Source organism: Adlercreutzia sp. ZJ176, assembly GCF_011038975.1.
Lineage (GTDB): Bacteria > Actinomycetota > Coriobacteriia > Coriobacteriales > Eggerthellaceae > CAAEEV01.
On record NZ_JAAKEC010000003.1, the window covers coordinates 119,797 to 132,286 of the forward strand.

Genomic DNA, 12,490 nt, shown 5'->3' on the forward strand with positions numbered 1-12,490 from the left:
TAACCAGCATCTTCTATGATTATATCTAGCATCTGCTTGTTTAATCTTTATACTAGCATTGTCTAGTTATAGTAAGTTTTGCGAAACGTAACGGAAGGAACATCCCCATGCCGAGACCAGCAGGACCTGCGCGCGACACGCGCAACGACATCCTCAACGCCGCCATGGATCTCTTCGCAACGCGGGGGTTCGCCGCCACCACCGTGAAGGACATCGCAACGCGCGTCGGCATCAAGGACGCGTCGCTCTACAACCACTTCAAGAGCAAGCGCGCCATCTTCGACGCCATCATCGAACGCGAGCTCGCACGCCTCCAGACGCTCCTCGACCAGGACAGCGCGTCCCGCGAAACGACTAACGACCCCGATCTCTCTTACACACGAAGCGAAGATGACCTCGAGGCCTTCGTCTTCAGTAGCTACCGCGCCTTCTTCGAAAAAGCCGGGCTCATCTGCCTGCGCAAGATGCTCACCGTCAACCAGTTCGAGGACCCTCGCGCAGGCGAGCTCTACCAAGCCGTATTCATCGAGCAGCCCCTGCGCCAGCAGACTGCGCTCTTCGACTGCATGGTGTCCCGAGGGCTCTTCGCGCAATGCAACACGCGCCTCGCCGCCTACGAACTCCACGGCGCCGCGTTTGTCCTCCTCAGCCAGAACCTCTCGTGGGCCGAGGCCATGCCGCGCCTGAGAGCGCTCCTGCGCGCCTTCGAGCGAGCACATCGTGCCTGACGCAGCGGTGCCCTGCAAACCGCGCACGCAATCTATCGCAACCGTTTGGACAAAGCCCGCAGCTCCTATCAAAAACAAATCCGCTCATACATTCGCCTTTTCATCCACGAATGTTTCACGTGAAACATTCGTTCGCGCAAGGTAGCGGCAACGGTCCACAGGCTGCAGCAGACTGCATACGTCATCTGGTGCGCAACAGCGCGTTGCTTTACGCAAGCTGCGTATCATGGTTGAATGTGAGGGCATTCTCATGAAAGGAGCCCCCATGGCTATCGGAAACGCCATCGCAACGCATCGCAAGGCACGCGGACTCACCCAGGAGGAGCTGGCGCGCAAGCTCTACGTCACGCGGCAGGCCGTCTCGCGCTGGGAGAACGACGAGACGACACCCGGCATCGACATGTGCAAGCTCATCGCGGTCACGCTCGACGTGCCGCTCATGCACCTCGTGGAGGCGCCGGAGAGCGTCGACGGGTACTGCCAGAGCTGCGGCATGGGATTCTTCGGCAATCCCGAGACGCACGGAACCAACGCCGACGGAAGCACGTCGGACGAGTACTGCACGTGGTGCTACCAAAGCGGCGAGTTCCAAGGCGACGAGTCGATGGACGACCTCATCGAGCGCTGCGCGCCCTACATGATGGAGTCCACCCACGTCAGCCACGAGGAAGCCGTCTCCATCATGGGAGCCATCCTCCCCCACCTCAAGCGCTGGCAAGAGGAGGGCACCTCCGCCTAGTCGCGCCAACACGCACAGCCTGCAATCTGCAATCTGCAATCTGCAATCTGCAATCTGCAATTCGCATCCGCTTTGCAAAACGCATTCAGCGAAGCGTGTTTCGCGAAACACGCTTCTCGTATTGCGACTCATGGGGTGTGAGTTGTGATGCACGAGTTGCAACCCACCGTTCTGCTTTGCAGATTGCGCTCTACGAATCACGTTGAGCGAAGCGTATTTGATGCAAAGTCGTGTTTCGCAGGTTGTGTTTCGCAGGTTGCGTTTCGCAAAATGTGTTTCGCGAAACGTAACCGCTAAAACTGCCCTGTTTACGGCACCCGCCTGCTTCTCAGCTGGCGGGTGCCGCTTTTTCCGAACATAAGAGATCCAAGGATCAAAAGGAGTGAGCGAGGGCGGCGGGGAGAAATGGACGATAACGTAAGAACGGCAGCGCATCAGAAGGATCGAACGCACGAGAAGAAAAGCGTATGGGAAGCAGAAGAGTTCTAAACGAAAAAGAAGAAAAGCGCATGGAAGCAGAAGAGTTCTAACCGAAGGAGAGTCAAAGACGAGCCAAGAGGCTGAAAGAACTTGCACGCAATTTGTCATATATAGTTGACATGATTCTCAGAATGTCATATATTTCCGACATCGACTTGTGAACGACAGCGAAACGCCGCGCAAACGGCCGCTGTCCTACCGCAAGCCGAAACCCAGCGTCAACGACACAGACGTTACCGCGGGCTTGAGCACGGCGCCACGGAGCGGACACCACCGCGAGCCGAGGACTGACGCTACCAGAGGCGGACACCACCGCTAGCCGAGGATTGACGCCACCGGAGGCGAACACCACCGCGAGCCGAGGATTGCCGCCGCCGGAGGCGGACGTCACCGCGAGCTGGAACTTGACGAGATGCAACAACGCTTTTGCTCCGTCCTGCCAAGCTCCACGCAAGCAGGAATCCGCTCGCGCGATGCGCAGGAAGGAACTACATGGAGGGAACCAAGAACGCACGCCTCAAGGAGGCGCGACGCGCGGCGGGGCTCTCGCAGGCCCAGCTGGCCGCCGCCGTGGGCGTCACGCGGCAGACCGTCTGCCTCATCGAGTCGGGCAGCTACAACCCCACGCTCAACCTGTGCGTGCACATCTGCAAGACGCTCGGCAAGACGCTCGACGAGCTCTTCTGGGAAGAGCCTGCCCCTCCCCCGCAAACCTGAGCGCCCGCAAAGACCACCAACGCAAGCGCACAAGCGCATCCCGATCCCATCGCTTCGCACTTCACGAAAGGAACCCCATGAACACCCTCAAGCGCCTCTTCACCCCCTCGCCCAAAGACGAGCGCGTATCCGCGCAACTCGGCCCCATCTACAAAGCCGGCTTCTACGTGCTCGCGTTCGGCATCCTCTTCGACGTCTTCACGCGCTACAACTACCTGGCGCAGACCGACGCCGACGGCACCCCGCTCGCGACGAGCTCCCTCGAGCTCGCCTTCCTGATAGCCGCCTGCACCCTCGTCGCTCTCCTCATGGCGAGGCGCGGCATCTACAGCGACTCGCTGCGCTACCTGGAGGCGAGAAGCTTCCTCGACACGGGCGCCATCGCCCCCACCCTCGGCATCACCGCGCTCATCTGCATCGCCGCCGTGGGCGGGCGCCTCTACAACGAGGTGGCCCTCTTCGGCTGGGGCGAAGTCACCTGGGCGGGAGACATCGCCATGTTCATCTTCATGTTCGGCATGTTCGGCACGCTGTTCCTGGCGGCGCAGTACTTCACCTGGCGCAGCTACCGCGCGCGCGAGGACCGTCTCGCCCAGCAGGAAGAGGAGTAACCCGCAAGCCCGCCGCGAAGCAGATCCCACAACACCGCGGGCCCGCGCCAGGCGGGCCCGCGGACTCCGAAAGGTAGAGGGGAGTCGGAGGGAAGGGGGACGGCGGGCGCTTCGCAAACCGCAAGCGCAATCGCGAATCGTCCCTCAAGCGCCCCACAACACCGCGGGCCCGCACCAGGCGGGCCCGCGGACTCCAAGGCGGAGAGCGCTACAAGAACGCCACCGGCAGCGCCGCCATGATCACGAGCAGGCGCAGCAGGAAGCCGCCCACCAGCACGCCGGCCTCGCCGATCACGCTCACCACGAGGGAGGTCATCGACGTCTCCACCTTCTTGGTGATGAACACCGGATAGCCCTCGATCATGAACGGGGCCACCAGGCCCAGAAGCACCAGCCCGCCCCAGAACGCCGGCGCGTACTGGCCCGTCACGAGCGAGGCCACCGACGCCGCGCCCTCGAGGCTGCCCGAGCTCACGATGACGAGCATGGTGAACAGCACCACCAGCTCGATCGCCGACAGGATGACGTGCGTCTTCTTCACGAGCCACATGTGCTCGAAGCGCGTGCGGTCAACGAGCAGCCCCACCATGCTCGTCGCCGCCAGGCCCGCCGACAGCGCCGAGACCACGAACAGGATGGGCAGGATGGCGTTGTTCCACAGCGGGAAGGTCTGCACCACGCCCAGCAAAAAGCCCGTGTAGGCGGCCACGGCAAACGCGAACACGATGCCCACCCACGTGAGCCAGCTCGGCACGCGGCGATGCATGAGCTCGAGCACCGCCTCCGCCAGCGCCACCGGCATGAACACGCAGATGAAGTACACGCCGAGCGTCATGACCGAGCCCGGATTCATGACCAGGAAGAAGAACCGCAGCGGGTTGTGCAGGCCGGCCTCGGCGTCGATCATGAGCATGATCAGGCCGATGCCCAAAAAGATCGGCGCGATCAGGCGGCCCGCCACACGCATCTTCACGCTGTCAGGGTACTTCTTCTCGACGAACGCCGCCGTCAGAAACGCGCCCGCCGACGCTCCGGCCAGGAAGAGATACCATGCGATCAAAGGTCCCCATACCATCGTAATCACCTCACGTAGAAAATCTTGGAGTCGGTCAGGTTGCCCGCGATGGGCCGTGCGTTCAGGCTCACGATCTCGCGGCTGATGTCGCTTCCGGGATCATCCAAGTCGCCGAACGTGCGAGCGCCCGAGATGCAGGTGCCCACGCACGACGGAGGGTTGCCCACGTCCTCGCCGTCCCAGCAGAAGCGGCACTTCTCGATGACGCCCGTCGCCTCGATCTGGACGCGCGCGCCGTAGGGGCACGCCGCCATGCAGTACTTGCAGCCGATGCAGCGGCTCTCGTCGACGAGCACCACGCCGGAGTCGGTGGTGTAGGTGGCCTTCGTGGGGCACACGCTCTGGCACGGCGCGTCGACGCAGTGCATGCATTGCGTCGGCACCACCTCGGCGTACACGCTGGGGTATTCGCCCTGCTCGAGGGTGTGGAACTTGATGAACGTCTCCTCGGGCTCGAGGTGGTTCCGCATCTGGCACGCCAGGCGGCAGGCGAAGCACCCCACGCACTTCTTGGTGTTGATGAGCATTCCGTAGCGAGTCATGTTACGCCTCCACCTTCTTCACCGTCACGGCCACTTCCTGGCTCATGGCCGAGCCCACGCCGGGCTCCATGCGGAAGGGGACGAAGTCCATGTGGTTGATGCCTAAGCCGCGCGCATGCGTCTGGTACGGCGACGTGATGCCGTAATGCGTCGGGAGGAACAGCACGCCCGGCTTCACGCGCTGGGTCACGTGCACGCGCACCTTGCCCGCATGCTCGCTCGACGCCACCTCGACCAGGTCGCCGTCGGCGATGCCGCGCGCGGCCGCGTCGGACGCCGCCATCCACAGGCGCTCCAGGTCGTAGTCGCGCGAGACCGCGTTGAGCGCGGGGATGTTCATGGTCATGGTGTGCGAGTGGATGCCCTGCTTGCCGCCGATCAGGTACAGCTCGCCTTCCTTCGCCTCCACCAGGCGCGGCGCGAAGCCGATCACCGCGCTGCGGCCCGCCTCGGCCGCCTTGTCGCTCTTGAACTCGAACTTCCCCGACGGGGTCTTGAACTTCGGCACGCCGTAGGTGAAGTGCGGGTCGGCGAGCTCCACCACGCCCTTCTCGCAGACCTCCTCGAGCGTCACGCCCACGCTCTCGAGCTGCGCCGAGGCCAGCTCCTCCAGCGTGAAGTCGAAGTACTCGCCCACGCCGCACGCGCGCGCCAGCCCGGTGAAGATCTCATCGCACGAGCGCGTCTCAGGATGCACGCGCTCGAGCGCCGGCGTGCGCATGCCCACGTAGTGCTTCTTGCCGCCGATGAAGTCCGGCAGCTCCATGCGCTCCAGGTACGTGCACTCGGGCAGCACGTAGTCGGAGAGCACCGCCGTCTCGCTCATCTGCACGTCGATGGTCACCACCAGCTCGGCCTTGTCCAGGCCCTCGCGCCACACCTTCGGCTGCGCGTAGCCCTGCGCCGCGTTGGAGTTGTAGAAGAAGAACGCCTTCATGTCCCCGTCGAGCGCCGCCTGCAGGGCCGCCAGGTTGCTGCCCATGCCCGAGGGCACCAGCGGAAATGCCGCGTCGCCCACGCGCTTCTTCGCGGGCTTCGGCACGGAGGGGAACTTTTGCGCGTCGAGGCTGCCGGGCTTCGGCGAGGAGGTGATGAGCGCGCCGCCCTTCTGCCCCCAGCTGCCCAGAAGCGCGTTCACGGCCGTCACGCCGCGCGCCGTGTCGAACGAGTTCGCGTACGAGCAGCCGAACGCCGCGCGCCACGAGGGCTCGATCGCCGCCGCCGGGGCGGCCTTCGCCAAGGCGCGCGCCAGCTCGGTGATGGTGTCGGCCGGAACCTCGCAGACGCCCTCGGCCCACTTGGGCGTGCACGAGGCGATGTTCTGAGCGAACTCCTCGAAGCCGACGGTATGCTCCTCCACGAACGTGCGGTCGTAGAGGTCCTCGGCGATGAGCACGTGGGCGATGCCCATGAGCAAGGCCAGGTCAGTGCCGGGCTTGATGGGCACCCAGTCGGTGGCGAACACGCCGGAGTTGCTCAGGCGCGGGTCCACCACCACGATGCGCTTGGCGGCGTCAGCCGCGTCGGCGAGGCTCTTCACCGACGACGGGCGGATGGCGTCGCCGTAGCTGCGGCCGATGAACACCACCATCTTGGCGTTGGCGAAGTCCACCGAGAAGTTCGACGCGCCCGTGGTGTGGACGATGCCGCTCTCCTTCGACGAGTTGCACGCCGCGCCGTGCGTGTACACGTTGGCCGACCCGAGCGCGTTCATGAAGCGCGGGCCGTAGTACTTGCCCGACGGGCGCGGGTCGTGGATGAGCGCCACCGACTCAGGGCCGTTCTTCGCGATGATGGATTGCACGCGCTCGCCGATCTCCGCGAACGCGTCATCCCAGCTGATGGGCTCGAACGTGCCGTCGTCCTTGCGGCGCAGCGGCTGGGTGACGCGCTCGTCCGAATACGCCATCTGGGCCAGGCCGTGGGCGCGGCCGCAGACCGTGCCCTTCGAGTAGGGGTGGCCCTTGAGCCCCTCAACCGTCCACAGCTTTCCGCCGACCGTCGTGGCCGTGAGGCCGCACTTGCTCGAGCAGCCGTTGCACAGCGACGGCGCCGTGCGAACGTCCGGGGCGGCCTCAGCCGCGTGCGCGCGCTCGGTCATCAGGCTGCCGACGGGCGCGGCGACGGCGCCCGTCGCCGCAAGCGCCGCCGTCGCGCCTGCGCCCTTCACGAACGTGCGCCGAGACATGCTCTCTGTCATCCCGCATCCTTTCTCTCGTCCGAAGCGAGGCCGCGCACCCGGGCGGGCAAGCCGCCGCAGCGTCGCGACGCGCCTAGCGGGCCTGCCGCATGCGAGCCGCAGCCGCCGGCCGCCGCGTGCGAGCCGCAGCCGCCGGCCTGCCGCAACCGCGCAGGTGGCGCAACCTCTTTCCTCCTAAGGCGCATCATAGGGAGGGGCGCGGGGGCCATTATCATCAGTTTCTGATGATTCCCGCGTTTGCGCAGATGGTAAGCTGTGCGTAAAGCGAGAAGGATACGCGGGGGAACGAGTGCCCGCAGAGGGGCGCAGAGGGGGGATGCATGGGGGAGGCAGCCGTCGCCACGCCTAGCAGAACGAGCATGCGGCAGACTTGGAGGGCGCTGCGCCTGCGGCACGTGGGCATGGCGTTCTTCTGGGCTTGCAGCATGCTCACGTTCCGCAGCTCGATCTTGCTCCAAGGTCCGGCCGACACGCCGGGCATCGCGACGCTCGTGGTCGTCGTCTCCTTCGTCGTGAACATGACCGTGCTGTTCGCGTTGGCCGCGCGCGCCGAGCACAACCCGCTGTTCTTCCGCCGCATCCCTTTGCCCGCCGTGGGCGCCGTCATCGTGGCAGGGCTCATACTCGTCGAGGAGTCGGGGCGGCTCTCCTGGCCGCCGGCCCTCTACGCGTGCCTGTGCGCAGGAGCCATGCTCGCCGGCGCCGGCTACGGCTTTCTGTGGGGAAGCTGGGCCGAATGCTTCGGCCGCATGCACCCCTCGCGCACGGCGCTCTACATCCCCTTGGCCTTCCTGCTGACGGCGCTGCTGTTCCTCGGCATCACGCTCCTGGCCGACAGCACGCCCGTGCCCGCGCTGGCCCTCGTGATCCCGTTGCCGCTCATCTCGCTGGGATGCCTTGCGCGCTGCCGCGACGAGTACGCCGCCGCCGTGGTGTCGAAGGCCCCCGCCGTCGCGCAGAGCCGCGCGGCGCTCAACTCGCTTCTGGGCCTCATCATAGCCGTCATGGTGCTGTCGACCCTGTTCGGACTCGTGTGGGAGATGGCCGTGCTCTCGGTGCGCTCCGTCACCAACGCGCACCAGATACCCCTGTTCGGCAACTTGATCATCGCGATCGGGATCATCGTGTTCGTGCAGGCGGCGCACAAGCACATCAACCTGACCACGGCGCTGCGCGTCATCATTCCCGTCCTCGTGCTGCTGTTCGCCGTCTTCCCCTGCCTCTGGCAGTCGAACCCCGTCTTCCTCAACGCCGTCATGAGCACCTGCCACGGCCTGTTCGACGTGGTGCTCTGGTACGCCGTGGCCACCGCGGCCTACGACTTCGGGGTGTCCGGCTTCGTGACGGGCGGCATCGTGCGCGCGCTGTCCATCCTCATGCGCCTCATCGGGATCGGCATCGGATACGTGATCATGCTCGTCCCCGAGAGCTCGACGATCCTGCTCGTCGCCACCTCCGCCGCAGCCCTCTACGCGCTCTGCATGCTGCTCGCGTTCCTCTACACGCAGCGGAGGCGCTCGCGGAAAGACGCCCTGGAGGAAGCCGAGAGGCGGGAGGCGGAAGAGGCGGCGAAGAAGCAGGCGGAGGAGAAGGGCGCCGCGCGCGACGCGCACGAGGCGCAGCCCGACGTGTTCGCCGCCATCGCCGAGGACTACGGGCTCACGCGCCGCGAGGCCGAGGTGCTCCCCTTCCTCGCGCGCGGGCGCTCGGCGCGCGTCATCGCCGATGCGCTCTTCGTGTCGGAGAGCACCATCCGCACGCACACGCGCCGCATCCTCGAGAAGACCGACCTGCACTCGAAGCAGCAGCTCATCGACCTCATCGAGCACTACGAGTAGCGGGCGGCGGCGTGCCGCCACCCGCAAGTGCCCGTGCGCGGGCGCGGGAGCGAGCGGCTCTGCCCGCAAGTGCCCGCGCGCCCATGCGCCGCAAGCGCACAGCGCTCCCCGAAGGAAGGCGTTGCGCCCGCGTCCGCATGCGCTACCATGGGTCCAAGACCGCACACGCGCGAACCGTCGCGCGCGTTCAGGCGAAAACTGCCGCATCCCTGACCGCGCACGCCGGCGCGCATCGCGAAAAGGAGGCGCCCATGACGTTTCGACTCGGACTCGCCCAGTGCACGCACCCCGCCGACGGCGACGTGATCGCGCTCGTGGAGCGCTGCGCCCGCGACGCACAGGCAGCCGGCGTCGATTTGCTCGCCTTCCCCGAGTGCCTCATGACGCCGTTCGAGAAGACGCGCGAAGACTTCCTCGCCTCGGCCGAGCCGCTCGACGGCGCCTTCTCCCAGGAAATGAGCCGCATCGCCGCCGCATATAACCTCTGGATGGTCTACACGATGAACGAGCGGGCCGACGGCGCGGAAGAGGGGCTTGCGGGAAGCAGGGCGGCGGCCGGCAGCGACGCGCCCGCAGCCGACGTGCGCCTCCCCTACAACACGGCGGTGGTGGTTGACGGTGCGGGCACGCGGCGCGGGTTCTACCGCAAGATCCACCTGTTCGACGCCGGCGACTGCCGCGAGTCGGAGCGCATGGCGGCGGGCGGGGAGCTGTTCGCGCCCATCGACACGCCGTTTTGCAAGCTCGGACTCGCCATCTGCTACGACCTGCGCTTCCCCGAGGTGATGCGCGCCGCCGCCTGCGCCGGATGCGAGCTGTTCGTGCTGCCCGCCGCGTGGGTGGACGGCCCGCGCAAGGCCGACCAGTGGACGGCGCTCCTCACCGCGCGCGCCGTCGAGAACGAGATGTACGTGGCGGGCCTCTCGCGCGCCGACGAGCGCTGCATCGGGTGCAGCCGCGTGGTCGACCCCTTCGGCGCCACCGTCGCCGAGGCGCCCGGCAAGACGCCCGCGCTCCTCACGGCCGACATCGACCTCGCGCGCGTGCGCGCGGCGCGCGCAGCCGTACCCGTGTTCGAGCACCGCCGCCCCAGCCTCTACTAAAAGAAGGCAACCGGGCGTATCCCAGCTACCCGGGCAGCCCTGGTCAGCCGCGCGCCTCGGCCCGTGCATCCGCCCCTTCGGCACCTTCCGCCTGCGCGTCCGCACCTTCCGCGCCCTGCGCGCCTTCGGCACCCTTGCCCTTCGCGCCCTGCTCGCCCAGCCACGAGCGCGGCACGGGCACGGCGGCGCCGATGGCCGCGGCCGCCAGCATCACGAGCACGCCCTTCACCGGGAAGCACAGGAAGAGCAGCAGCGCCACCATGATCGGCTGGCGCATGACGCAGCCCAAGAGGCCCGCCGTGCACGCGCACAGGCAGAACACCGCGTCGGCGCCGGTGAGCGCCGCGAAGCCGTAGCCGAGGCTGATGCCGGCGAAGATGATCGGGAAGAAGTGCCCGCCGCGCCAGCCGAGGCCCAGGCACACCTGCGTCACCACGACCTTCACGAGGCACGTGACGATGAGCACGCCCGCGCCGAGCGCCGTCCACATCCCCTCGAGCTCGATGGCCTGCTCCTCGCCCGCGAACATCGCGAAGGGCAGGACCACGCCCGCGCACCCCAAGATGACGCCCGCGACCAGCGCCTTCACCACCGGGCGGTCGCCCATCGCCCGCGCGACGGCGCCCACGAGAACGCCGCTCGCAAGGTAGAGCGCGCCCGCCGCCGCCCCCGCGAGCGCCAGCGGCACGCCCCACGCCAGCTCGTAGGCGCCCACCTCGATCCCCGAGAAGTGCGGAAGGCCGCCGCCCATGCCGAACAAGTCGCCCAGCAGCATCATCATGCCGAGGGCGCCGGCCACCGCGCACAGGTACACCGCCGTCTTCGTCGCGCGCGGCACGTTCAGCTGCATCCCGCCGCGCGCGTCGCGCGCCCCGTCGGCGCTGCCCACCAGCGGCACCGCGAGGCCGAACAGCGGCGCAGCGAAGATGGCGCTCACCACCGCCGAGACGCCCACCGACGACAGCTCGCGGAACTCCGCGCCCAGAAAGCGCAGGCGGTCGCCCACCCACGTGCACAGGCCCGCGATCACGCCCGTGAGCCCCGCCTCGGGGCCGATGCTCCCGCCGAACAGAAGCGGCAGCAGCGCGCCGAAGAACGACGCGCCCATGTGGTTGTACTCGTAGCGGCTGTCGCGCTTGACCTTGCCGAGCACCTCGTTGAGCCCCTCGGGGTAGTCGCCGAACCGCTTCGTGAACAGCCCGACGGCAAGCCCGCCTGCCGCGCACACCACGACCGGGTACCATATCGGGGAGCCCAGCGCCTCGGGCACCGTCCCCCACAGAAACCCGATGCCGCTGTTCATCAGGAAGAAGAACGCCCACGCGAACGCGCCCGCCGCGGCGCCGAGCGCCACCGCGCACACCACGAAGATCGTCCAGCGCACTGCCTTGCCTATCATGGGAGCTCCTCCCCTTCCGCGCGCGCCGACACGCCCGCGCCCGCGCGCTCATCTTCCTCAGCTGGTCGCGCCGCAGGTGCCGCGCCTGCGCGCGCGTCCTCTGCGCGCTCTGCTTCCACCGCGCGCTCCGCTTCCGCCGCATGCCTCTCCGCTTCCGCCGCATGCCTCTCCGCTTCCGCTTCCACGCGCTCCGCTTCCGCATCTGCGCGCTCCGCGTCCTCTGCGTCCGCCTTGCGCCGGTCCTCCTGACGGAACTCCGCCACGAATCCCGCCGAGAAGATGCCCGCCGGTATCGCCACCACCGCAATGGAGAGCGCCATGGTGGCGAACCCGATGAGCCTTCCCGCCGGCGTGATGGGAACCAGATCGCCGTAGCCCGTCGAAGTCACCGTCGTCATCGCCCAGTACAGCCCCGTGAGCACGCTGTCGAACTGGTCAGGCTGCACCGCGTGCTCGGCCTCGTACATGAGCACGCTCGCCGCGATGCACAGAAGCGCCAGGACCATGAGCGACGCCACGATCTCCTGCCGGTGCTTGACCAGCACGCGCGAGAGCGACTTCAGCCCGCGCATGTAGCGCGTGACCTTGATGAGGCGCACGAGGCGGATCACGCGCACCGCGTCCGTCAGCGCCACCGACTCGGGGGCGAGAAACGCGAAGAGCGCCGGGAGAAACGCCAGCACGTCGACGATCCCCATGACCGAAAAGATGTAGCGCAGCCGCGCCCGCACCGGCGTGCACTCGGGATGATCCTTGTCAGCCACCCACACGCGGCAGAGGTACTCAACCGCGAACACGCCGGTGGAGCAAAGGCTGACGATGCTCACGGCTCCCGTCGCAAGCGGAGAGAGGACCTGGCCCGTCGTGCCCACCAGAAGCGCGTTCGCCACGATGAGCGTCACCAGGGCGAAGCTCAGGGCGCGCCCTGCGGCGCTCGCCTCCTCGGGGCGCTCGAGCGCCAGATAGATCCACTGCTTCGCCGTCATGGGCACCTCCTTCGCCCTCCCTTGTCTCGCCCGGCCGCGCCGAGGCACGCCGGGCTCTCCGACCCCTCCGGG

11 protein-coding genes are annotated in these 12,490 nt (G+C 67.1%); 6 read left to right on the forward strand and 5 right to left on the reverse strand.

Annotation, left to right across the window (positions count from 1 at the left end; genetic code table 11):
- The first annotated feature begins 107 nt into the window (after window positions 1-107).
- From G7Y50_RS02360 to G7Y50_RS02375, 4 genes are all read left to right on the forward strand, one after another.
- Entirely contained in the window at window positions 108-728 is a 621-nt protein-coding gene (locus G7Y50_RS02360; protein ID WP_165048469.1) for a TetR/AcrR family transcriptional regulator, read from the forward strand.
- Between the two features lie 265 nt (window positions 729-993).
- Window positions 994-1,467, forward strand: coding sequence for a zinc ribbon domain-containing protein (locus G7Y50_RS02365; RefSeq protein WP_165048460.1), 474 nt, complete (start codon window positions 994-996; stop codon window positions 1,465-1,467).
- Between the two features lie 972 nt (window positions 1,468-2,439).
- Complete coding sequence (locus G7Y50_RS02370; RefSeq protein ID WP_165048431.1) at window positions 2,440-2,664, forward strand: helix-turn-helix transcriptional regulator; 225 nt, start codon at window positions 2,440-2,442, stop codon at window positions 2,662-2,664.
- Window positions 2,665-2,741: 77 nt separating this feature from the next.
- A complete protein-coding gene (locus G7Y50_RS02375; protein ID WP_165048420.1) occupies window positions 2,742-3,275 on the forward strand; it encodes a hypothetical protein in 534 nt (177 codons plus the stop codon).
- 208 nt (window positions 3,276-3,483) lie between these two features.
- Here G7Y50_RS02375 and nrfD read toward each other — a convergent pair whose 3' ends face one another.
- The 3 genes from nrfD to G7Y50_RS02390 are packed head-to-tail and all read right to left on the reverse strand — an operon-like array spanning window position 3,484 to window position 7,092.
- Window positions 3,484-4,350: an NrfD/PsrC family molybdoenzyme membrane anchor subunit gene (nrfD, locus tag G7Y50_RS02380; RefSeq protein ID WP_165048408.1), complete on the reverse strand. Its 867-nt coding sequence runs from the start codon at window positions 4,348-4,350 to the stop codon at window positions 3,484-3,486.
- A 5-nt stretch (window positions 4,351-4,355) separates the two neighbouring features.
- Entirely contained in the window at window positions 4,356-4,892 is a 537-nt protein-coding gene (locus G7Y50_RS02385) for a 4Fe-4S dicluster domain-containing protein (RefSeq protein ID WP_165048386.1), read from the reverse strand.
- Window position 4,893: 1 nt separating this feature from the next.
- Window positions 4,894-7,092: a molybdopterin-dependent oxidoreductase gene (locus tag G7Y50_RS02390; RefSeq protein WP_165048374.1), complete on the reverse strand. Its 2,199-nt coding sequence runs from the start codon at window positions 7,090-7,092 to the stop codon at window positions 4,894-4,896.
- Window positions 7,093-7,412: 320 nt separating this feature from the next.
- On the opposite strand from G7Y50_RS02390, the gene G7Y50_RS02395 reads away from it, so the two are divergent.
- Both G7Y50_RS02395 and G7Y50_RS02400 read left to right on the forward strand, forming a co-directional pair.
- Window positions 7,413-8,930 carry a helix-turn-helix transcriptional regulator gene (locus G7Y50_RS02395; RefSeq protein ID WP_241159487.1) on the forward strand — a complete coding sequence of 506 codons (1,518 nt, stop codon included), beginning with the start codon at window positions 7,413-7,415 and terminating at the stop codon, window positions 8,928-8,930.
- Window positions 8,931-9,181: 251 nt separating this feature from the next.
- Window positions 9,182-10,033 carry a nitrilase-related carbon-nitrogen hydrolase gene (locus tag G7Y50_RS02400; protein ID WP_165048335.1) on the forward strand — a complete coding sequence of 284 codons (852 nt, stop codon included), beginning with the start codon at window positions 9,182-9,184 and terminating at the stop codon, window positions 10,031-10,033.
- 43 nt (window positions 10,034-10,076) lie between these two features.
- Here G7Y50_RS02400 and G7Y50_RS02405 read toward each other — a convergent pair whose 3' ends face one another.
- The gene (locus G7Y50_RS02405) at window positions 10,077-11,432 is read right to left on the reverse strand and encodes a chloride channel protein (RefSeq protein WP_165048324.1); all 1,356 of its coding nucleotides are present in this window, start codon (window positions 11,430-11,432) and stop codon (window positions 10,077-10,079) included.
- Window positions 11,429-12,418 (reverse strand): ion transporter, encoded by a 990-nt coding sequence (locus G7Y50_RS02410; RefSeq protein WP_165048312.1) that lies wholly within the window; start codon window positions 12,416-12,418, stop codon window positions 11,429-11,431. Before G7Y50_RS02410 ends, G7Y50_RS02405 begins: the two co-directional genes overlap by 4 nt.
- Between the last annotated feature and the right edge of the window lie 72 nt (window positions 12,419-12,490).

Bases quoted from the DNA above. Each gene is read 5' to 3' on its own strand.
- nrfD (WP_165048408.1), bottom strand. From the start codon at position 4,350: ATGGTATGGGGACCTTTGATCGCATGGTATCTCTTCCTGGCCGGAGCG.
- G7Y50_RS02360 (WP_165048469.1), top strand. From the start codon at position 108: ATGCCGAGACCAGCAGGACCTGCGCGCGACACGCGCAACGACATCCTC.
- G7Y50_RS02370 (WP_165048431.1), top strand. From the start codon at position 2,440: ATGGAGGGAACCAAGAACGCACGCCTCAAGGAGGCGCGACGCGCGGCG.
- G7Y50_RS02365 (WP_165048460.1), top strand. From the start codon at position 994: ATGGCTATCGGAAACGCCATCGCAACGCATCGCAAGGCACGCGGACTC.
- G7Y50_RS02395 (WP_241159487.1), top strand. From the start codon at position 7,413: ATGGGGGAGGCAGCCGTCGCCACGCCTAGCAGAACGAGCATGCGGCAG.
- G7Y50_RS02410 (WP_165048312.1), bottom strand. From the start codon at position 12,418: ATGACGGCGAAGCAGTGGATCTATCTGGCGCTCGAGCGCCCCGAGGAG.
- G7Y50_RS02375 (WP_165048420.1), top strand. From the start codon at position 2,742: ATGAACACCCTCAAGCGCCTCTTCACCCCCTCGCCCAAAGACGAGCGC.
- G7Y50_RS02385 (WP_165048386.1), bottom strand. From the start codon at position 4,892: ATGACTCGCTACGGAATGCTCATCAACACCAAGAAGTGCGTGGGGTGC.
- G7Y50_RS02390 (WP_165048374.1), bottom strand. From the start codon at position 7,092: ATGACAGAGAGCATGTCTCGGCGCACGTTCGTGAAGGGCGCAGGCGCG.
- G7Y50_RS02400 (WP_165048335.1), top strand. From the start codon at position 9,182: ATGACGTTTCGACTCGGACTCGCCCAGTGCACGCACCCCGCCGACGGC.
- G7Y50_RS02405 (WP_165048324.1), bottom strand. From the start codon at position 11,432: ATGATAGGCAAGGCAGTGCGCTGGACGATCTTCGTGGTGTGCGCGGTG.